This is a genomic window from Pararhodobacter sp. CCB-MM2 (assembly GCF_001691415.1).
GTDB lineage: Bacteria > Pseudomonadota > Alphaproteobacteria > Rhodobacterales > Rhodobacteraceae > Pararhodobacter.
Genome location: NZ_LRRR01000007.1, coordinates 90,221 through 110,860 on the forward strand (window position 1 = coordinate 90,221; position 20,640 = coordinate 110,860).

Annotated in this window: 21 protein-coding genes; 10 read left to right on the forward strand and 11 right to left on the reverse strand. The window is 67.5% G+C overall.

Annotation, left to right across the window (positions count from 1 at the left end; translation table 11 throughout):
* A complete protein-coding gene (gene metC / locus BCY78_RS09880) occupies positions 1 to 1,155 on the forward strand; it encodes a cystathionine beta-lyase (RefSeq protein WP_068300862.1) in 1,155 nt (384 codons plus the stop codon).
* Positions 1,152 to 2,168 (forward strand): YeiH family protein, encoded by a 1,017-nt coding sequence (locus BCY78_RS09885; RefSeq protein ID WP_068300863.1) that lies wholly within the window; start codon positions 1,152 to 1,154, stop codon positions 2,166 to 2,168. Before metC ends, BCY78_RS09885 begins: the two co-directional genes overlap by 4 nt.
* Positions 2,169 to 2,186: 18 nt before the next feature.
* On the opposite strand, the gene BCY78_RS09890 is transcribed toward BCY78_RS09885, so the two are convergent.
* Positions 2,187 to 3,083, reverse strand: a complete 897-nt coding sequence (locus tag BCY78_RS09890) for a LysR family transcriptional regulator (protein ID WP_158515914.1) — start codon at positions 3,081 to 3,083, stop codon at positions 2,187 to 2,189.
* Between the two features lie 109 nt (positions 3,084 to 3,192).
* Between BCY78_RS09890 and BCY78_RS09895 the strand changes: the two genes are divergently transcribed.
* The 7 genes from BCY78_RS09895 to BCY78_RS09925 all read left to right on the forward strand — a co-directional run bounded on the left by BCY78_RS09895 (position 3,193) and on the right by BCY78_RS09925 (position 8,813).
* Positions 3,193 to 4,479: a TRAP transporter large permease gene (locus BCY78_RS09895; protein ID WP_068300866.1), complete on the forward strand. Its 1,287-nt coding sequence runs from the start codon at positions 3,193 to 3,195 to the stop codon at positions 4,477 to 4,479.
* A gap of 34 nt (positions 4,480 to 4,513) precedes the next feature.
* Positions 4,514 to 5,503 carry a TRAP transporter substrate-binding protein gene (locus BCY78_RS09900; RefSeq protein WP_068300868.1) on the forward strand — a complete coding sequence of 330 codons (990 nt, stop codon included), beginning with the start codon at positions 4,514 to 4,516 and terminating at the stop codon, positions 5,501 to 5,503.
* The gene (locus BCY78_RS09905) at positions 5,496 to 6,056 is read left to right on the forward strand and encodes a TRAP transporter small permease (RefSeq protein WP_068300871.1); all 561 of its coding nucleotides are present in this window, start codon (positions 5,496 to 5,498) and stop codon (positions 6,054 to 6,056) included. The genes BCY78_RS09900 and BCY78_RS09905 overlap by 8 nt, the downstream gene beginning before the upstream one ends.
* The gene (locus BCY78_RS09910) at positions 6,056 to 7,483 is read left to right on the forward strand and encodes an amidohydrolase family protein (RefSeq protein WP_068300873.1); all 1,428 of its coding nucleotides are present in this window, start codon (positions 6,056 to 6,058) and stop codon (positions 7,481 to 7,483) included. The genes BCY78_RS09905 and BCY78_RS09910 overlap by 1 nt, the downstream gene beginning before the upstream one ends.
* Before the next feature lie 82 nt (positions 7,484 to 7,565).
* Positions 7,566 to 7,880: a hypothetical protein gene (locus BCY78_RS09915; RefSeq protein WP_068300876.1), complete on the forward strand. Its 315-nt coding sequence runs from the start codon at positions 7,566 to 7,568 to the stop codon at positions 7,878 to 7,880.
* 68 nt (positions 7,881 to 7,948) lie between these two features.
* Positions 7,949 to 8,377 carry a cytochrome c gene (locus BCY78_RS09920; RefSeq protein WP_068300879.1) on the forward strand — a complete coding sequence of 143 codons (429 nt, stop codon included), beginning with the start codon at positions 7,949 to 7,951 and terminating at the stop codon, positions 8,375 to 8,377.
* A 1-nt stretch (position 8,378) separates the two neighbouring features.
* The gene (locus BCY78_RS09925) at positions 8,379 to 8,813 is read left to right on the forward strand and encodes a cytochrome c (RefSeq protein ID WP_068300882.1); all 435 of its coding nucleotides are present in this window, start codon (positions 8,379 to 8,381) and stop codon (positions 8,811 to 8,813) included.
* 52 nt (positions 8,814 to 8,865) lie between these two features.
* Here BCY78_RS09925 and BCY78_RS09930 read toward each other — a convergent pair whose 3' ends face one another.
* The 6 genes from BCY78_RS09930 to BCY78_RS09955 all read right to left on the reverse strand — a co-directional run bounded on the left by BCY78_RS09930 (position 8,866) and on the right by BCY78_RS09955 (position 14,679).
* Positions 8,866 to 10,362, reverse strand: a complete 1,497-nt coding sequence (locus BCY78_RS09930) for a tripartite tricarboxylate transporter permease (protein ID WP_068300885.1) — start codon at positions 10,360 to 10,362, stop codon at positions 8,866 to 8,868.
* Between the two features lie 8 nt (positions 10,363 to 10,370).
* Positions 10,371 to 10,817, reverse strand: a complete 447-nt coding sequence (locus BCY78_RS09935) for a tripartite tricarboxylate transporter TctB family protein (protein ID WP_068300888.1) — start codon at positions 10,815 to 10,817, stop codon at positions 10,371 to 10,373.
* A 51-nt stretch (positions 10,818 to 10,868) separates the two neighbouring features.
* Positions 10,869 to 11,825 (reverse strand): tripartite tricarboxylate transporter substrate binding protein, encoded by a 957-nt coding sequence (locus tag BCY78_RS09940; RefSeq protein WP_068300891.1) that lies wholly within the window; start codon positions 11,823 to 11,825, stop codon positions 10,869 to 10,871.
* 22 nt (positions 11,826 to 11,847) lie between these two features.
* The gene (locus BCY78_RS09945) at positions 11,848 to 12,765 is read right to left on the reverse strand and encodes an alpha/beta hydrolase (RefSeq protein WP_068300895.1); all 918 of its coding nucleotides are present in this window, start codon (positions 12,763 to 12,765) and stop codon (positions 11,848 to 11,850) included.
* Entirely contained in the window at positions 12,762 to 13,586 is an 825-nt protein-coding gene (locus BCY78_RS09950) for an MBL fold metallo-hydrolase (protein ID WP_158515915.1), read from the reverse strand. Before BCY78_RS09950 ends, BCY78_RS09945 begins: the two co-directional genes overlap by 4 nt.
* Positions 13,587 to 13,695: 109 nt before the next feature.
* A complete protein-coding gene (locus tag BCY78_RS09955) occupies positions 13,696 to 14,679 on the reverse strand; it encodes a tripartite tricarboxylate transporter substrate binding protein (RefSeq protein WP_068300897.1) in 984 nt (327 codons plus the stop codon).
* A 100-nt stretch (positions 14,680 to 14,779) separates the two neighbouring features.
* Here BCY78_RS09955 and BCY78_RS09960 point away from each other — a divergent pair, with 100 nt between their 5' ends.
* On the forward strand, positions 14,780 to 15,721 hold the full coding sequence (locus BCY78_RS09960) for a LysR family transcriptional regulator (RefSeq protein WP_068300899.1): 942 nt from the start codon (positions 14,780 to 14,782) through the stop codon (positions 15,719 to 15,721).
* Positions 15,722 to 15,725: 4 nt separating this feature from the next.
* On the opposite strand, the gene BCY78_RS09965 is transcribed toward BCY78_RS09960, so the two are convergent.
* Genes BCY78_RS09965 through araD form a run of 4 tightly spaced genes read right to left on the reverse strand, consistent with a single transcriptional unit; the run spans position 15,726 to position 20,612 of the window.
* A complete protein-coding gene (locus BCY78_RS09965; protein WP_068300900.1) occupies positions 15,726 to 17,240 on the reverse strand; it encodes an aldehyde dehydrogenase (NADP(+)) in 1,515 nt (504 codons plus the stop codon).
* Positions 17,237 to 17,962: a ribonuclease activity regulator RraA gene (locus tag BCY78_RS09970; protein ID WP_068300901.1), complete on the reverse strand. Its 726-nt coding sequence runs from the start codon at positions 17,960 to 17,962 to the stop codon at positions 17,237 to 17,239. The genes BCY78_RS09965 and BCY78_RS09970 overlap by 4 nt, the downstream gene beginning before the upstream one ends.
* An 8-nt stretch (positions 17,963 to 17,970) precedes the next feature.
* A complete protein-coding gene (locus tag BCY78_RS09975; RefSeq protein ID WP_068300905.1) occupies positions 17,971 to 18,870 on the reverse strand; it encodes a dihydrodipicolinate synthase family protein in 900 nt (299 codons plus the stop codon).
* Positions 18,870 to 20,612, reverse strand: a complete 1,743-nt coding sequence (gene araD / locus BCY78_RS09980; RefSeq protein ID WP_068300906.1) for an L-arabinonate dehydratase — start codon at positions 20,610 to 20,612, stop codon at positions 18,870 to 18,872. Before araD ends, BCY78_RS09975 begins: the two co-directional genes overlap by 1 nt.
* Positions 20,613 to 20,640 lie beyond the last annotated feature (28 nt).

Sequence of the window (20,640 nt, forward strand, 5' to 3'; positions counted from 1 at the left end):
ATGCATCGCGACACCAAGCTGTGCCATTACGGACAGGCGCAGCGCCCCGGCCCGGCGAACCCGCCGGTGGTGCGGGCCTCGACCATCCTGCATGACACGGTCGAAAGCTACAAAGCCGTCAAGGCCGCACGCGAGAGCGACGAGTACATCCTCTCCTACGGCCGTCGCGGCACGACCACGGCGCATGCGCTGATGCAGGCGATTGCCGATTTGGAAGGCGGCGAGGGGGCATGGCTGTTCCCCTCGGGCGTCGCGGCGATCTCGGCGACGTTGATGGCCTTCCTGCGGCCGGGCGATCACCTGCTGCTGGTCGACACCGTGTTCGGCGCGACCCGCACGTTTTGCGACGAGGTGCTGGCACCGCTGGGCATCACCTACGACTTGTTCCCCTCGGACGCGGTGGACCTGTCGGCCTATGTGACGCCGAAGACCAAGCTGGTCTGGGTCGAAAGCCCCGGCTCGCAAACCTACGAGGTCATGGACCTGCCCGCGCTGACCCAATGGGCACGCGGCGCGGGCTTGGTGACGATTGCCGACAACACCTATGCCTCGGGCTGGCTGTACCGCCCGCTGGAGCTGGGTTGCGACGTTTCGGTCGTGGCGGGCACCAAGTACCTCGGCGGCCATGCCGATGTGATGATGGGGGCCGCTGCGGCCAAGGGCGAGGCGGCCGCCGTGCTGCGCCGCGCCGTGCATCTGACCGGCCAGACGCTGGCCCCGGACGAGGCCTATGCCACCCTGCGCGGCATCCGCACGCTGGGTCTGCGGCTGGAGCGTCACGGCCAGAACAGCCTTGCCCTGACCGAGTGGTTTGCCACCCGGCCCGAGGTGCTGCGCGTGCTCCATCCGGGGCTGCAGGACCATCCCGGCCACGCCCTGTGGCAGCGCGACGGGCAGGGGGACAACGGCCTTCTGACCGTGGTGTTCAAGCCCGGCTTCGACACCACCGCCTATCTGAATGCGCTGCAGCTGTTCGGGATCGGCAGCAGCTGGGGCGGATTCGAGAGCCTCGCCATGCCGATCGAGCCCGAACGGACCCGCGCCTCCCTGCAAGGCCTGCCCGAGGAGGCGCCGATGGTGCGTTTCCACGCCGGTCTGGAGCATGCCGACGACCTGATCGCCGACCTGTCCGCCGGGTTCGAGAGCCTGTCATGACGGCGGGCGGGCTGGTGGGATCCCTGCGCGGTCTGATCGCGACACAGGGGCGGGGGCTGATGGTCGTGGCGCTGGTGGCGTTGGCGGCGAAGTTCCTGTCGCTGACCTATGGCGCGCCGGCGATGCTGATGGCGCTGCTTCTGGGCATCGCCGTCAACTTCCTGTCCGAAGACCCCCGCTGCGCCCCCGGCATTCAGGTCGGCGCGCGGGCGATCCTGCGCATCGGCGTGGCGCTTCTGGGTGTGCGGATCAGCGTCGACATGCTGCGCGACCTCGGGGCCGGGGTGATCGGTCTGGTGATCGCCGGCGTGCTGGCGACCATCGCCTTCGGGGTGCTGCTGGGCTGGATCTTCCGCCGCGACACGCAGTTCGGGCTTCTGTCCGGCGGGTCGGTGGCGATCTGCGGCGCCTCGGCCGCCATGGCCTTGAGCGCGATCCTGCCCGACCGCGACAAGGCCGAGCGCGACCTCGGGGTGACGATCCTCGGCGTGACGATCATGAGCACGCTGGCGATGGTCCTCTATCCGGTGCTGGCGCGGCATCTGTCCCTTGATGACATGACCAGCGGCATCTTCCTCGGGGCGTCGATCCATGATGTGGCGCAGGTGGTCGGCGCGGGCTTCTCGCTGTCGGAGCCGGCAGGCGAGGTGGCCGTGCTGGTCAAGCTGATCCGCGTGGCAATGCTGGCCCCGGTGGTGGTGATCCTGTCGCTGTGGTTCCGCCGCCGTCGTACCACCTCGGCGGGCGAGCATCCCCCGGCAGTGCCCGGCTTCCTGCTGGCCTTCGCGGTTCTCGCCATCATCAACTCCTTCGGCCTGATCCCCGAGCTTCTGCGCAGCTTCCTCGTGCAGCTGTCGGGCTGGGCACTGCTGTTGTCGATGGCTTCGGTCGGTATCCGCACGGCACCGGGCGCGATGATCCGCATCGGCGGCTGGCCGCTGTTGATGATCCTTGCGCAGACGCTGTTCCTGCTGCTGTTCGTGCTGGGCGGGCTGCATTTCGTCACCGCCTGACCAAGGCGCTGGCGGGGTCTATCCCGCCAGCACCCGACGCAACAACTGGATGCAGTCGCGGATCAGCCCGTGATTGCGGTCGCCGGGACGGTGCACGGCCCAGACCGGAAAGCTCAACGCCGGTTCGATCGGGATCACCCGACAATCGCCCAGACGCCGATCCCCGACCGAGAAATTGTCGAGGATATGCGGAATGCCCAGATGCGCCGCAATCGGCAGCGCCAGTTGCAGATTGCGCAGGATTACCGTGTCGCGCCCATCCTCGGCAAAGGCCGGGAAAGCCGTGACCACCGGCAGCGTCATCGGGCTGTTCTGTGGCAGCGAGGCCAACTCGTGCCGCGCCTCCAGCAACGCCTCCCATGTGAGCGAGGCCTCGGCGTGAAAACGGTGGCCGGGCCCGGTGACCAGTACGTAATGGCCTTGGCCGACCTTCACCTTGGTCAGGTCGTTGCAGCTGACCTCGCCGATCATCACCCCAAGGTCGATCACGGATTCGCGGATCTTGCGGATCTGCTCGGCCGCGCCGGCGACGGCGATGTCAAAGCGCTCGTCCGGGAATTTCTGGATGCGCGCGGCGATAACGCCCGAGAGGACCTGCTCGGCCAGACCCGCCACACAACACAGGGACAAGGGACGGTGACTGCCCCGGCGGATCGCCTGAAGCGTCTTCTCCACCCGGTCGGCGCCTTCTCGCAACAGATCGCTTTCGCGGTACAGAACCCGCCCGGCCGAGGTGGGTTGCATGCGGCCATCGATGAACACGAAGAACTCCGTATCCATCGCCGCCTGAAAATCCTTGAGGTGACGGCTGACCGTCGGCTGTGACAACCCCAAACGCCGCGCTGCGCCCGAGATGCTCTCGGTCTCGAAGATCGCCCGGAAGACTTCCATCCGCTGAAGGGTCACGCTGCGCATGCGATGGGCATAGAAATATGCTATGCAGAACGCAAATAGTTTCTGTTTCCCGATACCCATCGTCGCGCTTACCGTCACGGAAACGATAAGAACGACAGGGTCGCCCTTCATGTATCTCTTCTTGCTGCCCTTTCTGGGCATCGCCTTGGCTGCGGGGGCGGCGATCGCCTTCGTCATCGGGGCGGGCGCGGTGCTCAGCTTCGTGGCTTCGGACAACCTGCGCTATCTGGCGGTGCTGCCGCAGCGCATGTTCAGCCAGCTCGATGTCTTCGCCTTTCTGGCGATGCCGCTGTTCATCCTTGCGGGCGACCTGATGAACCGGGGCGGGATCACCAAGGCGCTGACCGATCTGTCGATGCTTCTGGTGGGCTGGCTGCGCGGAGGGCTGGGGCATGTGAACGTGCTGACCTCGGTGTTCTTCGCCGGTGTCTCGGGCTCGGCCATCTCGGACGCGGCGGCGCTTGGCAGCGGCTTGGTCCCCGAGATGGAGCGGCGCGGCTATACCCGCGATTATGCGGCGGCAATCACCGCGGCCTCGTCGATCATCGGGCCGATCATCCCGCCCTCGTCGATCCTGATTTTCTACGGCGCGCTGATGAACACCTCGGTCGCGGCGCTGTTCGCGGCGGGGATCGTGCCGGGGTTGTTGCTCGCGGCGATGCTGATGGGCATGAACGCCTTCTACGCCCACCGCGACAACCACCCGCGCGGCATCGATCCCACCGCCCCGCGAGAGCCCGCCGCCCGCGTCGTCCTGCGTGCCCTTCCGGCCCTGCTGATGCCGCTGATCATCCTGGGCGGCACGGTTCTGGGCGTCGCCACCCCGGCCGAGGCGGCGGCGCTGGCGGTGATCGTCGCGCTGGTGGTCGGCGTGTCGACCCGGCACCTGAACGCCGCCGCGATCCGCGAGAGCCTGATCCGTTCGGGCACGCTGCTGGGCGCGATCTTCCTGATCCTCTGCGCGATTTCGACCTTCAGCTACCTCGCCGCGCTGCTGCACTGGCCCGAGGCGGTTCTGGCCGTGGTCGAAGGCTGGGGCCTGTCGCAGACCGGCTATCTGCTGCTGATCAACGTGATCTTCCTCGTCGCCGGGATGGTGATGGACGTGAAGGCCGCCGTGGCCCTGCTGGCCCCGATCTTCGTGCCCGCCGCCGTGGCGCTGGGGGTCGATCCGGTGCAGCTGGGGATGATCATCTGCCTCAACATCACCGTGGGCCTTTTGTCGCCGCCGGTCGGCGGGGTGCTGCTGATCCTCGGCACCACGGTGCAGCTGGATTACTGGCGCCTCGTGCGGGCCACGCTGCCCTTCCTGATCGCCGAGATCATCCTGCTTTTCGTCATCACCTATGTGCCGGCCCTCAGCCTCGCGCTGCCGCAATGGCTGGGCCTGATCTGACCCGAAACAACAACAAACCAACAGGAGTAACCCCATGACCCGTCCTTTCCGTACCCCCCTTGCCGCGCTGCTTCTCTGCTCGACCGCGCTCGCCGCGCAGGCGGCCGAGATCAAGCTGGCGATGAATGGCGTCAATGATCCCGTCCTGAACGCCGAGGCCGCCTTCGTCGCAGGCTTTGCCGAGGCGCTGGAAGGCACCGAGTTCACCGTCACCGTCTTTCCCAACGGCACGCTCGGCGGTGAAAGCGAGGCCTTCGATCAGGTGAGCCAGGGCCTTCTGGAAATCGACCTCGCGGCCTCGCCGACGCTGTTTCGCGTCTCGGATTACGCCAAGGGGATCTTCCTGCCCTTCCTGTTCGACGACGAGGCCCATTTCGACCGCGCCTTCGCCGGCTCCGACCTGCGCGGCCAGATCAATGCCGAGCTGGAGCGCACGGGCGTGGTGCTGGCCGGGTTCAACATGATCGGCGTGGGCGTCGGTATCCACACCACCGACCGCGCCGTCACCCGGATGGAGGATTTCGGCGGCCTGCGCATCCGCGCCCTGAACCCCGAGCAGCTGGAGCAAATCGAAGCCATGGGCGCGACGGGCACCATCATCGCCTGGTCCGAGGTGGCGAATGCCATCCAGACGGGTGTGGCAGACGGCTATCTGAACGCGCCGAATTCTGCCTTGCGGACGGGCCACACCGAATTCCTGCACAACTTCACACAGCTCGACATGTCGCCCTCGGCCCGCAGCATCGTGCTGTCCCTCGATTGGTACGAGGGCCTGTCGGACGATGAGCGCGCCCAGATCGACGCAGCGCTGGAGGCCGGGATCGCCGCCAACCGCGCTTGGGTCGACGCCTGGCGTCCCGAGGTCCGCAGCCGTCAGGAAGCGGCCGGCGTCACCGTCAGCGAACTGGCCGAGGGCGAGCGGGACCGTCTGGTCGGCGCCATCGCCACCGTGCTGCCCGATCTGGCCGCGCCGCAGGTGATCGAGGCCTATACCGCCGCCGCAGAAGCCGCCCGCGATGAGTGAGACGCGGCATCCGCTGGTCCGGTTCAGCGACGGGCTGGACCGGGTGGCGAGCCTCGCCTGCCAATTGGCGCTGGCGCTTCTGGTGTCGGTGGTCTTCCTGCAGGTCGTGGCGCGCTACGTCTTCGCCAGCCCGCCGCCCTGGACCGAGGAACTGGCGCGTTACTGCATGATCTGGGCGGGCCTCATGGGGGCGACGCTCAGCTTCAAACGGCGGTTCGACCCGGCGCTGATGACGGCCAGCCTGTCGTCGCCGGTTCTGGCGCTGCTGGCGGGCCTCGTGCGGGGGGCGGTGGTGCTGATCTACCTGCTGCCGATCCTGTGGTTCAGCGTCTTCGGGCCGAACCTGCGCGTCGAGCGCGGCTACCTGATGCGCAACTGGTACGCCGCGGCCGACACTCTGCCGTTCTCTCTGGTCTGGGTCGCGGTGGCGGTGCCGCTGATGATCCTGATCCTGCTGGCCCACCTCGCCGCGCGCGCCGCGGGCGACAGGGGACCGGCCAAGACGGCCTCCGGCGACGATGCCGGGGGCACCCCCCTCAAGGAAACGACCTGATGCACGCCGATACGATCCTCCGCAACGCCCTTCTCATCGACGGAACGGGCGCGCCCCGCCGTGCCGGCGACCTCGCCATCCGCGATGACCGTATCGCGGCGATCGGCGACCTCTCGGGCTGGGCGGCCGGGGTCGAACACGACGCGGGCGGCAAGGTTCTGGCGCCCGGCTTCATCGACGTGCATGTGCATTACGACGAGGCCGTGCTGGTCAATCCGCAGCTGGAATCCGCCCTGAGCCAAGGCGTGACCACGGTGGTGAACGGCAATTGCGGCTTCTCCATCGCGCCTTTGACCACGGATGCGCCGCTGCCGATGCCCTTGGGCGCGGTGGTCAACGACGCCTTCCCGCGGTTTCGCACCTATGCCGCCTATGACCGCTTCCTGCGCGACAACCCGGCCTCGGTGAATGCGGCCTGTCTGATCGGCCATTCGAACCTGCGGGTGAACATGATGGCCGACCTGTCGCGTCCCGCCGACCGGGCCGAGCTGAAGGCTATGTGCGCGCAGCTGGATCAGGCGCTGGCCGAGGGCGGCAAGGGTCTGTCGACCGGCCCGTTCTACCCGCCCGCGCGCGGCTCGGATACCGACGAGTTGATCGAGGTCACCCGCGTCCTGCGCAACCATCCGGGCAAGATGTACGTCACCCATATGCGGGACGAGGGCGACCGGGTGATCGAGGGTCTGCAAGAGGCCATCGACATCGGCCATGCGACCGAGGTGCCGATCCATATCTCGCACCACAAATGCGCGGGGTTGGCGAACCATGGCAAGTCCTGCCAGACCCTGCCGATGATCGACGCGGCCCGCGCCAGCCTCTCGATGGGGCTGGACACGACGCCCTATATTGCCTCGTCGACGATGCTCAACTCGGGCCGGCACAAGCAGGCCAGCCGGGTGATCGTCGCGGGATCGAAGCCGTACCCGGAGATGTCGGGCCGGGATCTGGAAGACGTGGCGCGCGAATGGGGCGTCGATCTGGACGCCGCGATGGAGCGGCTGCTGCCGGCCATGGGCGTGTTCTTCATCATGGGCGAGGACGATGTGCAGCGCATCCTGACCCATGACCTGACGCTGATCTGCTCGGATGCCATCGCCGAGGGCAACCATCCCCACCCGCGTGTCTGGGGCACCTTCCCGCGCGTTCTGGGCCATTACGCCCGCGACAAGGGCCTGTTCCCACTGGAAAATGCCGTGGCGCGCATGACCGGCATGTCTGCAGACCGCTTCGGCCTGACCGATCGTGGCGTCCTGCGCGAGGGGGCCTTCGCCGACCTGGTGCTCTTCGATCCCGAGACGATCATCGACCGCGCGACCTATGAGGTTCCCAAGCAGACCGCCGCCGGGATCGAGAAGGTCTGGGTCAACGGCCGCCTGACATGGCAGGACGGCGCCCATACCGGCGCGCGCGCGGGCCACACGCTGTAACCCCGATCACGCGACCTTGCAGCCGGCGGCGATTGACCTTGCCGCCGGTCCCAAGCGATGATCCGCACACGGAGGTTCCTCGTTGCGCGTCATCTGGCTGTTCACCTTGTTTGTCTGGCTCTCAATCGGCCTTGCCCCGCAACTGGCGGTGCCGGCGGAGGAAATGCCGCATGCGCAAATGAGCTGCCACGACGATGCCTCGATCACTTGCCACGATCCGGCCCCCTGCGACGGGCAGGATTGCGCCGGTAGCGCCGGCTGTTGCGCTCCGCTGGCGCTGATGTCCCCGGTGTCGTTGCACGGGACCGCCCCGACCCGCGCGGCTCCACGGCCCACGATCCTCAACCGGATGGCCCGCAGCCAGCCGATGGCGGACCCCCCTCCACCCCGCGCCTGACAGATCCGCATTCCTTCAAAGGCCCGCCCGACGGCGGGTCCGGCTGATCTTATTGTCAGGACAAACCTATGAAATTCCGCCGTCTTCCCTCCCTCGCCCCCGTGGCTGCGCTGGGGATCGGGGCCAGTTTTCTGATCCCGCGCGCCCCCATCTCGCAAACCGCCGAGCCCGAGGGCGACGCCATCGTCGCCGTCACGCCGCTGGAGACCCTCAGCGACCGCGAGCAACTGGGCCAACAGGCCTTCAACGCTGTCTGTGCCGAATGTCACGGTGCAAATGCCGCCGGGCGCGAGGGCTTCGGCCCGCCGCTGATCCACCGCATCTACGAACCCTCGCACCATGGCGACATGGCCTTCCTGATGGCCGTCGCGCAGGGCGTGCGCGCGCATCATTGGCCGTTCGGCGACATGCCGCCGCAGCCGCATGTGACCCGCGGCGATGTGGTGGCCATCGTCACCTATGTCCGCGCCCTGCAGCGCGCGAACGGGATCGAGTGAGATGCCCCGCACCCGCCTCTTTCTGATTGCCCTACCCCTGACCCTCGCGCTTGTCGCGGGGGGATGGTGGGTGGCGAGCCGGCTTCAAGCGCAGGTGCGGATCGGAGAGGGGCGGGTGCTCTACGCCGAGACTTGCGCCGCGTGTCATGGGGCGCAATTGCAGGGCCAGCCGGATTGGCAACGGCCCGGCCCGGACGGACGCCTGCCCGCCCCGCCACATGATGCGAGCGGCCACACATGGCACCATGACGACGCCCTGCTGTTCCGCATCACGCGCGAGGGCAGCGCCGCCGTCATCGGCAATGGCTACGAGAGCAACATGCCCGGTTTCGCCGGCGTCTTGACGGATGATCAGATCCGGGCGGTGCTGGCCTATATCCGCTCGACCTGGCCCGCGCAGGAGAGGGCCTATCAACGCGCCCTGAACACGCAATAGGGGCGACCTTTCAGTCGCCCCTCTGCTCACTTGCGTCCGGTGCCTGCCGGGGTCACGAGGCCTCGCCGTTGCGGGCGGCCTTGCGAGCCTTCAGCCAAGGCGAGAGATAGGGCCAGGCGATGCTCAGCAGCGCCACCAGCAGCAGCAGGGCCGAGATCGGGCGGGTGAAGAACGGCACGATCCCCTCGTCGGTGTAGGTGATGCCGCGGCGCAGGTTCAGCTCCAGCATCGGGCCGAGGATGAAGGCCAGAATGAAGGGGCCGACCGGCAGTTTCACCCGGTCCATCAGCAGGCCCAAGGCCGCAAATCCCAGCAACAGCAGGTAATTGAACGCGGTGGAGGAGCCGACGAAGACGCCGATGAAGCCCAGAACCACGATCGCCGGATAGAGGTAATGGTACGGGATCTTCAGGATCGCCGGGAACAGGCGCATGCCGAAATACTGCAGGAACAGCACCAGCACGGCAGCCAGTAGCGCGGTCAGGAACAGCGCATAGACGATGTCCGGGTTGTTGGCGAACAGCAGCGGCCCGGCCTGAATGCCGTGGATCATCAACCCACCCAGCAGGATCGCCGTGGTGCCATCGCCGGGGATCCCCAGCGCCACCATCGGGATCAGCGACCCGCCGACCGAGGCGTTGTTCGAGGTCTCGGAGGCGAAGACCCCGTCGACACAGCCCTTGCCGAATTTCTCCGGGTGTTTGGAGGCGGATTTCGCCTGCGCATAGGCCACCATGTTCGACAAAGCCGCGCCCATGCCGGGCAGGAAGCCGATCCACAGCCCGATCAGGAACGAGCGCGCGATGTTCCACGCATTGTCGATGTATTCACGCAGACTGACGCCGAAGCCCTTGATGTCGCGCACGTCGACTTCGGGGATCTGCTGCTCGCCGCGGGCATGGTCCTGCACAATCTGTTTGAGGGCAAACAGGCCCAGCATCAGCGCCACAAGGTCAATCCCGCCCGACAGGTAGATCGAGCCGAAGGTGAAGCGCGCATTGCCGTCGATGGGCGCGAAGCCCACGCAGGACAGCAGCAGCCCCAAGGCGGCGGCGGCCATGCCGTGGAAGATCGACCCGCGCGACAGGGCGGCGACCAGCGCGATGGCGCAGAAGCCCAGCGAGAAGTATTCCCACGGCCCCAGCCGCAGCGAGAGGCGGGCCATCACCGGCGACAGGAACATCGCGATCAGGATCGAGAAGGCGGTGCCGATGAAGCTGGCGACGATGGCCGCGCCGAGCGCCTTCACCGCTTCGCCGTTGCGGGTCATCGGGTAGCCGTCGAAGGTCGTGGCAATGGAGGAGGGCGAGCCGGGGATGCCCAGCAGGATCGAGCCGATCATCCCGCCCGAGACGCCGCCGACCCAGATCGACACCAGCATCGCCAGACCCACATGCGGGTCCATGCCGAAGGTGATCGGCAGCAGGAGCGCGACGCCAAGGCCGCCCGACAGGCCGGGAATGGCGCCGAGGATGATCCCGAGGGTCGTCGAGAGCAGGATCACCAGAAAGGTGGTCGGCTCGAACAGGGCGAGGAGAGAATCCAGCATGTCAGGCCTCAGAACAGGATGCCGCGGGGCAGGAAGGCCCCCAGCGCGGTGGCGAACAACAGGTGGACTCCGACCGTGGTGGCGACTGCGTAAACGATTCCGCGCCACCAGACCCGGCGCTCAGGCCCGGCGATGATCCAGTAAAGGCCGAACACGGCGACAAGGCTGGCCGCATGGAAACCGACGAGCCACAGCGCCAGCGCGAAGACGCCCAGCATGGCGGCCATACTGGCGCCACGCAGCAGGGCGTCGCGGTCCATGGGGCGCTGGTCGTCGGCCGGGCGCTGCAGGATCAGGCCCAGCCCGCAGATCACGAGGATCACGCAGGCGAAGATCGGGAACAGCTTGGGTCCGGGGTCGTTGTTGAAAGTACGTACGCTCAGCGTCGAGGCCAGCGCGATCCCGCCTGCGCCAAGCGCCAGAAGCGCGGCTCCGAGGGGGCGGTCGGTGTTCATGATCTCTCTCCTGCCGGGAAAGGGGGCACCCGTGGGCGCCCCCGGTCTGGGTCAGTTAGCCGCGAGGCCGAGGTGTTGGGCAAGGGCCGCGATATGCGCGTCCTCGTCCTGGACGATGGTGTTGGCCTCTTCCAGCGAGTGCGGCACGAAGCTGCTGTCCGCCGTGGCCAGCGCATTCGCGACCTGTTCATCCTCGCCCATCGCCTGAATGACGGCGTTGATCTCGGTCGCGACCTCAGGGTCGATACCCGCCGGGCCCAGCACCAGAAGCGGCGCGATCCACGAGACATCGACGCCCTGATCGAGGCAGGTCTGGAACTCGGGATAGTCGGGGTCCGGGGTCGGATCGACCATGCACAGCACGCGCATGTCGCCCGCCGTCACGAACTGCCGGGCCGAGGCCGCACCAAGATTGCCCAGCGTGATGTGGCCGCCCTGAATGCCCGCGACCTTGTCCACCTCGGCCGAGGCTTCGACCAGACGCAGGTTCACGTCCTCGTTCATCATGATGGTGCCGGCGATGAAATGCGTGGCCTGACCCATCGAGACGCCGACCGTGTATTGGCCGGGGTTGGCGCGGGCATCATCGATGAACTCGCGCATGTTCTGCCACGGCGCATCGGGGGCCACGGCATAGACCTGCGGCGGATAGGATTGCGCGATGCCCAGCACGCGGAATTCGTCGATGCCGTGGTTGTAGCGGCCGGTCTGGATGCCGACCAGCATGCCGGTGTGCTGGAACAGCAGCGTCTGGCCATCGGGATCGGCGGTGCGGACGGTCTCTTGCGCGACGACGCCACCGCCCTCGGGTTGGTTGATCACCGCGACAGCCGCGCCGGTCGAACGCTGCAGGTAATCGGCGAAGATCCGGCCCATGATGTCGGTGCCGCCGCCCGGACGGGACGGGATGATCAGCTGGATCGGGCCGTTGGGCCAATCGGCCGCCTGCGCGCCGGTGGCGGCAAGGGCAAGGGACAGCGCAAGGCCGAGGGTCTTGGTCGTGTTCATGGGGTCTCCTCCCTGATGAAAGTCAGCGTTCGTAGAGCGCAGCCAGCCAGCGCACGATCTCGGCGCGGGCTTCGGCAAAGCGGGTGTGGCAGGCGATGAGGAAGCCGTGATCGGCATCGGCGTATTGGCGCACGGTCACGTCATTGCCGCGCATGATGAGGCGGCCTGCGTATTTCTGCGCCTCAAACCGCAGCGGATCGAGGCCCGCGGTGATGATCAGCGCGGGCGGCAGATCGGTCAGCGCCTCATCGGTCGCCAGAAGCGGCGAGAGCAGCGGGTTGTACAGGTTCTCCTCGACGCCGGCATAGAGCGCGCTGAAGGCGCGGATGCGGGCGGCGGGGAAGATCGAATGCGGCTCCAGCTTGTCCTCGGCCGGGGTGACGGCATCGACCATCGGATAGGTGATCAGTTGCCCGAGCGGGGTGAAATCGCCGCTTTCCTTGGCCATCAGGCAGATCGCGGCTGTCAGGTTGCCACCGGCGGAATGGCCTCCCAGCGCGAAACGCTCGGGGTCCGCGCCCAGCGATTTCGCATTGGCGATGGCCCAGCGGGCGATGTCATAGCCCTCGTGCAGCGCGGTCGGGAAGGGGAATTCCGGCGCGAGGCGGTAGTCGAGATCGACCACCACCGCATCGAGCTGCGTCGCCAGATGGGCGCAGAATACCGTGTCGCGGTGCTGATAGGGCCGCACGAAACCGCCGCCGTGGATGTTGAGGAACAGCGGCCGCGGCCCCGTGGCGGGGGCCTTCGGCGTGACGATGACGATCCGCGTCTCGCCGGCGCGGGTGGGGATGAAGCGTTCCTCGGCGGTGCAGAGGTCGAGATCGGCCTCCAGCTCGGGCGTCAGGTTGGTCTCGACAAGGTTCGTCCCGCGCAATTGGGCGGCCAGCTCGAGGCGTTGCGCCTGATCAAAGGCGAACTCGGGCAGGGCGGTGCTCATGCGGCTTTCTCCAGAATCTTGCGGATGCCCGCGATGCGTTGGTCCATCAGACGTGGCCAGACGGCGGGGTCGTGGAAGGGGTTGTGGCCGTCGCGGATGTCGTCGACGCGGTCCATCATGCCAACCTGCGCGGGATGCGAGCCGAGCGTGATGTCCACGTTCATCGCCCTGAGCCGCACGAGAGAATCGTGGAAGTCCTGCTGCAGCGAGAAGGGCAGGTTGTGCTCGGACAGCCATTCGTCGGTGACGGTGATCAGGCCGATGCCGCCATGCATGCCGACCTGAAGGGTCTCCCCGTTCTCCTCGACCTCGAAGAAGAAGCTGGTGGTGCCCGGCGTGTGGCCCGGGGTGAGGACGGTGCGGATCACGCGGTCGCCGAACACGACGGGCTGGTTGTCGGAATAGAACTCATCAGGCTCGAACGGGCCCCAGGGATAGCCGTCGTTCAGAAGCTGATCGGGACGGTCGCAGAGGAATTGCCAATCCTCGCGGCTCATCATCACCTTGGCGCCCGAGGCCTCGACCAGCGGACGCACGCCGCCCAGATGGTCGTAATGCATGTGGCTGACGAGGATCAGCTTCAGATCCGTGATGTCGAAGCCCAGCTTCCGGATCGCCTCGAACACCAGATAGACCTGCGGTTGCATGGTGGTGTCGATCAGGATCAGCCCCTCGGTCGATTGCAGCAGATAGGCGCCGACCCAGTTGTTGCCGACATACCAGGTGCGCGGCGCGACGGGGAAGGGATCGACGGCCACTTCCCAAGGGCGCTCGCAGCCCTGCTTCAGGCAGTCCTGCGGATCGGTGGGAAGGGGCGGCAAGGGCTTGCGAGCGGGGCGGGAGGCCATTGGGTCATTCCTGAAACTTGGGTATGCGGGATCGGGCGGGGCGCCGGGGCGCCCCGCTCCAGGCTCGTCGGGAGGGAAGTCCTCAGTTCAGGCCAAGCAGCTCGGCCGTCTGCGCAACGCGGGCATCCGTCGATTCCAGCCGGGCGCGCGTCTGATCGGCCGGGACCATCGTCAGCGGCATGTGCATGGTCTCGAACTGCGCCGAGATCTCAGGGGCCGAGACCACGCCCGCGAAGGCATCGTGGATCGCCTGCGTCGTCGCCTCATCCATGCCGGCCGGGCCCATGATCAGGAAGTCGAGGCCGTAGACCACGTTCTCATAGCCCTGCTCGGCCACCGTCGGGATTTCCGGCGCGGAGGGGTCGCGCACCGGCTCACCGGCAATTGTGCCAAGGATCCGCAGCGCGCCGGATTCGACATATTGCAGCGTCCCGGCGGTGTTGATCATCGCCGCATCGATCTGATGGCCCTGCAGCTGCACCAGCTTGTCCGCGTCCGATCCTGCATCGACAACCCGGAACTCGGCGCCCGAATCCATCATCAGCAGGCCGGCCATGAAATGCGTCGAGCCGCGGATCTGCACGCCCATCGAGATCGCGTTCGGGTTCTCCTCGGCCGCGGCGACCAGATCGGCGACGTTCTGCCACGGCGAGTCCGCGGCAACGACGACCGAATAGGTGCCCCCCACGGCCAGCGAGGCGGCGGTGGTGAAATCTTCCAGCGGGTTGGCCTCGATCGCGCCGGTGTGGTGCATGGCCAGAATGCCCGAGTGGAAGAACAGAAGCGTCTGCCCGTCCGGCGCGGCATTGCGCACGGTTTCGGCAGCGACGACGCCGCCACCGCCCGGATTGTTCACCACGACGAAGGGCTGGCCGGTCTGCTCCTGCAGGGCCGCGGCGATGAGGCGCGCGGCGCCGTCCGTGCCGCCACCGGCGCGGGCCGGGACCACCAGCTGCACCGAGCCATCGGGCCAGCCGTCTGCCAGCGCGGGCATCGCCGTCAGCATCGCCACGCCGGTGCCGAGTGCCAGAAGGGCGCGGCGCGACAGGATGGGGTGATTCGTCATCTTTGTTCCTCCCAGAACTCTCCTCTGGCATCGAGAGTATTGACACAGACCCCATTCCGGAAATTGGATATCAGCGCCAGCCATAAGGATTGCTTTTACCATGGCCCTCAATGCGCAGACCCTTCTGACCCGCCTGACCACCCGCGCGCGGCTGCGCCACATGCAGGCCTTGGTGATGCTTGACGACCTGCGGTCGATGACCCGCGCGGCACAGGCGATGGGCATGACGCAGCCGGCCATGACGCAGCTGGTGGCAGAGCTGGAGCAACTGCTGGAGGCGACCTTGTTCCTGCGCCATTCGCGCGGCGTCGACCCCACACCGGTGGCGCAGGATCTGCTGCCCGTGGCCCGCCGGATTCTGGGCGCAATGGAGGAGGGGGCCGAGGCCGTGGCGAACCGCATCCGCCGCGATTCCGGTCCTCTTCGCGTGGCGGCAACGGTGGCGGGGGTAGGGGCGCTGCTGGACCGCGCCTTGCCCGATCTTGTGCGCCGTCACCCCGACTTTCAGCTTCAGGTGGAGAGTGTCGTCGGGCAGGCGCTCGCCGCGTCCTTCAACGACGATGACACCGACGTGGTGCTCTGCCGCAAACAGCGCGCCGTGCCCGAGGGCTGGGTATTCGAGGAATGCTGCCCCGACGCCGCGGTCATCGTCGCTGGCGCGCGCCATCCGCTGGCCGGAAGGGCACAAGTCACCGCGGCCGATCTGGGGCAATGCGCTTGGTTGCAGAACCACGTGGCCAGCATTGCCCGCCACGCTCTCGATGATCTACGTGAGCGTCATGGATGGGACAATATTCAGGAAATACACGTTATTTCTCGCATCCCCGAGCTGGTTTGGTCCATGTTCCGGGATGGCACTCTGGTCGGCTTGCTGCCCCGCAGCGTGGCCCGTCCGAGGCTGGCCGACGGCAGTCTGATCGAGCTGCCCTTCGATACCGAAAGCCAGATGGAACCCGTCGGTTTCTATTGGCGGCCCGAGGGGGCGACGCCGTCCATGCGCCTCCTCGCGCAGGCGCTGATGGCGCTGCGCGAGGAGGGCTGAAGCCTCACGCCAGGTCGGCGGGGAGCAGGGCTTCGGGCAGGTTCTGGTAGCAGACCGGCCGCAAGAAACGGCGGATCGACAGGGTGCCGACCGAGGTCGCGCCGAAATTGGTTGAGGCCGGGTAGGGCCCGCCGTGCACCATGGTGTCGCAGACCTCGACGCCGGTGGGGAAGCCGTTGGCCAGAAGCCGGCCGGCCTTGCGTTCCAGCACCGGCATCAGCTGACGGGCCAGCGCGGTGTCGCCCTCATCGAGATGCAGGGTGCAGGTCAATTGCCCCTCCAGCGCGCGGGCGATCTCACGCATCTGATCGGCGTCGCGGGCGCGGACGATCACACCCAGCGGGCCGAAGACTTCCTCGCCCAGTTCGTGGTTCGCCAGCCAATCATCGCCCGAGACTTCGTACAGATACGGCGTCGCGTTGCGCAGGTCGCAGACCGAGGTCAGCACCTCGCGCACGCCCACCGAGCCCCGCACGCGGTCGCGCCCCTTGCGATAAGCATCGGCTATGCCATCCGTCAGCATGACCTGTGGCCCGACAGCCCCCAGCGCGGCGCTGGCGGTGGCGGCGAACGCCTCGGCCTCGGGGCCGTCGATCACCACGGCGATGCCGGGATTGGTGCAGAACTGGCCCGCGCCCATGCTGAGGCTTCCGGCCCAACCCTGCGCCAGTGCCGCCCCCCGCGCCGCCATGGCCGAGGGCAGCAGGAACATCGGGTTGACCGAGCCCAATTCGCCGAAGAACGGGATCGGATCAGGCCGGCGTGCGCAGAGGTCAAACAGCGCGCGACCGCCGCCGAGCGAGCCGGTGAAGCCGACCGCCCGGATGCGCGGGTCTTGGACCAAGGCCTCGCCCACGTCGCGCTTGCCACCTTGGACGAGGCTGAAGATGCCCGCGTCCATGCCCTGCGCCGCGATAGCCTCGGCGATGGCTTCGGCGACGATCTCGCCGGTGCCGGGATGGGCGGAATGGCCCTTCACGACGACCGGGCAGCCTGCCGCCAACGCCGCTGCCGTGTCCCCACCAGCGACCGAGAAGGCCAGCGGGAAGTTCGACGCGCCGAACACCGCGACCGGGCCGATCGGGCGCTGCATCATCCGCAGCTCGGGGCGCGGGGCGGGTTTGCGATCGGGCAGGGCCGCGTCGAAGCGGCGGTCGAGGTAATCGCCCTTCAGGATATGCTCGGCGAAGAGGCGCAGCTGGCCGGTGGTACGGCCGCGCTCGCCCTCAAGACGGGCGGCGGGCAGGCCGGACTCCTGACAGCCGATCTCGGTGATCTGCGGGCCACGGGCCTCGATGGCGTCGGCGATGGCGTGCAGCAGGGCCGCCCGCTCCGCGCGTGAGGAGTAGCCGAAGGTCCAGAAGGCGCGCTCGGCGGCCTCGCAGGCTTGGGCGACCAGCGCGGGGTTGCCGGTCGAGAAGCTGTGAGAGGGGCCGGACGAGGGCGAGGATTGCCACTTCGGCTCGGTCGCGACGCGCTCACCGGCGATCAGATGCTGGCCGTGGGGTTGATAGCTCATCGGCCGGTCCTTTCGCGCCACGCCTGATACTTGGCGAGGTTCTCTTCCTTGGTGGCGGGGTAGAGGCCGATCACGCCGGCGCCTTCGTTGAGCTGCTCCAGCACGAAATCTTCAAACGATTCCATGCCGGTGCATTCGTCCGCGATCTCATCGGCAAGATGCGCGGGGATCACCATCACGCCATCGTTGTCGCCCAGAAGGACGTCGCCCGGGAACACTGCAGCGTCGCCGCAAGCGATCGGGCCATTGATCTCGATGGCTTCGTGCAGGGTCAGGTTCGTCGGTGCCGAAGGGCCCGCGCAATAGGAGGGCATGTCCAGCGCGCCGATGCCGGTCACGTCGCGGAAGCCGCCGTCCGACACCACGCCCGCAGCGCCCCGCAGCGCCAGCCGGGTGATGAGGATCGAGCCTGCGGTCGCTGCGCGGGCGTCCTTGCGGGCGTCCATCACCAGAACCCAGCCCGGCGGGCAGGTCTCGATGGCGACGCGCTGCTTGTGCTCGGGGTCGCGGAAGATGGTGATCGGGTTGCGGTCCTCGCGCGCGGGGATGTAGCGCAGGGTGAAGGCCTGGCCGACCATCGTCGGCTTGCCGGGCTGAACCGGGCGCGCGCCCTGGATGAACTGGTTGCGCAGGCCGCGCTTGTAGAGCGCCGTCGCGACCGAGGCGGTGGAGACCTTCCTCAGTTTCTCGCGCGTGGCGTCGGAGAGAATGTATTCGGTCATAATCTGCCTCAGATCAGTCGGTTATCAGTCAGGAACCCGGCCATGCGGGCGCTTTGGTCGGCGGTCAGCGGCCAGGCCGAGGGGGCGCGGGTCGGGCCGCAATCGAGCCCTTGGGCGATCAGCGCGGATTTCACGCCGGTGACGTTGGTGCCGCCCATTTCCTCGGCCCGGATGTCCTCGAACACGCGCATGTCGGCGATGAGGGCGTTGGCCTTGGCGTAGTCGCCGGCCTCGAGCGCGGCGTGGATCGCCAGCGAGCGTTCCGGCCAGACATTGATCAGGCCCGAGGTGAAGCCCCGCGCGCCGACCGCGTAGAACGAGGGCGCCCAGACCTCGGCCAGACCGCCGACCCAGACGATCGACGGATCACAGGCCGCCTTGGCCTCGGCCAGTTTCATCGGGTTGGTCGTCGCCCATTTCACGCCCTTGACGCCCGGCAGGGCGCAGAGAGCGGCGATGTTCTTGGTGCCGATCGCGTCGTTGCGCAGATAGAGCATCATCGGCAGCCCGCCCGAGGCATCCGACACCGCGTTCAGGTAGTCGAGGATGCCGCGCGGGCTGACGAAGGGATCGGGCGGCTGGTGGATCATCAGCGCAGCGGCCCCGGCCTCGGCCGAGGCTTTCGCCAGACGCTGGGCATCGCGCAGTCCGCGCCCAACCCCGGCCAACAGGGGCGCGCGGCCGGCGACCAGCGCAGCGACTTCCTGCACCATGGTGACGGCCTCGTCGGTCGTCAGCGCGTAGAACTCGCCAGTGTTGCCGTTGACGACGGGCATGTGCAGCCCGGCCCCCAGCGCGCGGTCGAGGATCGGGGCGAGGCGGGCAGGGGCCACGTCGCCTTTCTCGTCGAACGGGGTGACGAGGATTCCGGAAATGCCGGTCAGGGCTTGGTCGAGGGTCAGACTCATCAGTAGATATCCGGTTCGCCGGCGGCTTTGCCGAAGCCGCGCTCAAGGAAGTCGAAGTCGCAGCCCTTGTCGGCCTGCGTCACGTGTTTGGAGAACATCCAGCCCCAGCCGCGTTCGAACTTGGGCTCGGGCGCGCGCCAGGCGGCGGCGCGGGCTTTCAGCTCGTCCTCAGGGACCAGCATGTCGAGGCGCCGCGCAGCAAGGTCGAGGCGGATGATGTCGCCGTTCTTCAACAGCGCCAGCGGCCCGCCGATGTAGCTTTCGGGCGCGACGTGGAGGACGCAGGCGCCGTACGAAGTGCCCGACATCCGCGCGTCGGAAATGCGCAGCATGTCGCGATGGCCCTGCTTGATCAGGGCCTTGGGGATCGGCAGCATGCCCCATTCCGGGAAGCCGGGACCGCCCAGCGGGCCTGCATTGCGCAGGACCATGACGTGTTCCGGGGTGACCTCGGCATTCTCGTCATCGACGAATTTCTTCATCTCGGGATAGCTGTCGAACACCAGCGCCGGGCCTTCGTGCACATGGTACTTCGGGTCGCAGGCGGCGGGCTTGATGACTGCGCCGTCAGGGCAAAGGTTGCCGCGCAGAACGGCGAGCGAGCCCTCCTTGTAGACCGGGTTCGACAGCGGGCGGATGACGTCGTCGTTGAAGACCTTCGCGCCTTCGAGATTCTCGCCCATCGACTTGCCGGTGACGGTGAGAGCGCTGAGATCCAGCCGCTCCTTGATCTGCGCCATCAGCGCGCGCAGGCCGCCGGCGTAGAAGAAGTCCTCCATCAGATAGTCCTTGCCCGAGGGGCGGACGTTGGCGATGAGCGGCGTGACCCGGCCGAGGGCATCGAGATCGTCGAGCGTCAGGTTGACGCCGGCGCGGCGGGCCATGGCGATCAGGTGGACGACGGCGTTGGTCGAACAGCCGGTGGCCATGGCGACGATCGCGGCATTCTTCACGGCGCCTTCGGTGACAATCAGGTCGGGGGTCAGATCCTCCCAGACCATGTCGACGATGCGGCGGCCGCAATCGGCGGCCATGCGCTGGTGGCCACTGTCCACCGCCGGCACCGAGGACGCGCCGGGCAGCGTGAGGCCCATCGCATCGGCGATCGCCGTCATGGTCGAGGCCGTGCCCATCGTCATGCAGACGCCCGGCGAACGGGCGATGCCACCCTGCAGGCCCTGCCATTCCGCGTCCGAGATGTTGCCCGCGCGGCGCTCGTCCCAGTATTTCCACGCGTCCGAGCCCGAGCCCAGCTTCTGGCCCGCATAATTCCCGCGCAGCATCGGCCCGGCGGGCAGGTAGATCATCGGCACGCCCGCGGTGATCGCGCCCATCACCAGACCCGGCGTGGTCTTGTCGCAGCCGCCCATCAGCACCACGCCATCCAGCGGGTGCGAGCGGATGTTCTCCTCGGCCTCCATCGCCAGCATGTTGCGGTACAGCATCGAGGTCGGCTTGGTGAAACTCTCGTCAACCGACAGCGAGGGCAGCTCCACCGGGAAGCCGCCCGCCGCCAGCACACCGCGTTTCACATCCTGCGCGCGCTCGCGGAAATGGGCGTGGCACGAGTTCAGCTCGGACCAGGTGTTGAGAATGCCGATGATCGGTTTCCCCATGAAATCGGCTTCGGAATAGCCCAGCTGCATCATCCGCGAGCGGTGACCGAAGCTGCGCAGGTCGTCGGGTGCGAACCACCGGGCAGAGCGCAGTTGCGCAGGCGATTTGCGGGGTCTTGCAGTCATGGGGATCCTCCTCGATCCCAAGTATGTA

Bases quoted from the DNA above. Each gene is read 5' to 3' on its own strand.
- BCY78_RS09930 (WP_068300885.1), bottom strand. From the start codon at position 10,362: ATGCTGGATTCTCTCCTCGCCCTGTTCGAGCCGACCACCTTTCTGGTG.
- BCY78_RS09900 (WP_068300868.1), top strand. From the start codon at position 4,514: ATGACCCGTCCTTTCCGTACCCCCCTTGCCGCGCTGCTTCTCTGCTCG.
- BCY78_RS09965 (WP_068300900.1), bottom strand. From the start codon at position 17,240: ATGAGCTATCAACCCCACGGCCAGCATCTGATCGCCGGTGAGCGCGTC.
- BCY78_RS09945 (WP_068300895.1), bottom strand. From the start codon at position 12,765: ATGAGCACCGCCCTGCCCGAGTTCGCCTTTGATCAGGCGCAACGCCTC.
- araD (WP_068300906.1), bottom strand. From the start codon at position 20,612: ATGACTGCAAGACCCCGCAAATCGCCTGCGCAACTGCGCTCTGCCCGG.
- BCY78_RS09885 (WP_068300863.1), top strand. From the start codon at position 1,152: ATGACGGCGGGCGGGCTGGTGGGATCCCTGCGCGGTCTGATCGCGACA.
- BCY78_RS09960 (WP_068300899.1), top strand. From the start codon at position 14,780: ATGGCCCTCAATGCGCAGACCCTTCTGACCCGCCTGACCACCCGCGCG.
- BCY78_RS09940 (WP_068300891.1), bottom strand. From the start codon at position 11,825: ATGAACACGACCAAGACCCTCGGCCTTGCGCTGTCCCTTGCCCTTGCC.
- BCY78_RS09895 (WP_068300866.1), top strand. From the start codon at position 3,193: ATGTATCTCTTCTTGCTGCCCTTTCTGGGCATCGCCTTGGCTGCGGGG.
- metC (WP_068300862.1), top strand. From the start codon at position 1: ATGCATCGCGACACCAAGCTGTGCCATTACGGACAGGCGCAGCGCCCC.
- BCY78_RS09920 (WP_068300879.1), top strand. From the start codon at position 7,949: ATGAAATTCCGCCGTCTTCCCTCCCTCGCCCCCGTGGCTGCGCTGGGG.
- BCY78_RS09910 (WP_068300873.1), top strand. From the start codon at position 6,056: ATGCACGCCGATACGATCCTCCGCAACGCCCTTCTCATCGACGGAACG.
- BCY78_RS09905 (WP_068300871.1), top strand. From the start codon at position 5,496: ATGAGTGAGACGCGGCATCCGCTGGTCCGGTTCAGCGACGGGCTGGAC.
- BCY78_RS09925 (WP_068300882.1), top strand. From the start codon at position 8,379: ATGCCCCGCACCCGCCTCTTTCTGATTGCCCTACCCCTGACCCTCGCG.
- BCY78_RS09970 (WP_068300901.1), bottom strand. From the start codon at position 17,962: ATGACCGAATACATTCTCTCCGACGCCACGCGCGAGAAACTGAGGAAG.
- BCY78_RS09935 (WP_068300888.1), bottom strand. From the start codon at position 10,817: ATGAACACCGACCGCCCCCTCGGAGCCGCGCTTCTGGCGCTTGGCGCA.
- BCY78_RS09890 (WP_158515914.1), bottom strand. From the start codon at position 3,083: ATGCGCAGCGTGACCCTTCAGCGGATGGAAGTCTTCCGGGCGATCTTC.
- BCY78_RS09955 (WP_068300897.1), bottom strand. From the start codon at position 14,679: ATGACGAATCACCCCATCCTGTCGCGCCGCGCCCTTCTGGCACTCGGC.
- BCY78_RS09975 (WP_068300905.1), bottom strand. From the start codon at position 18,870: ATGAGTCTGACCCTCGACCAAGCCCTGACCGGCATTTCCGGAATCCTC.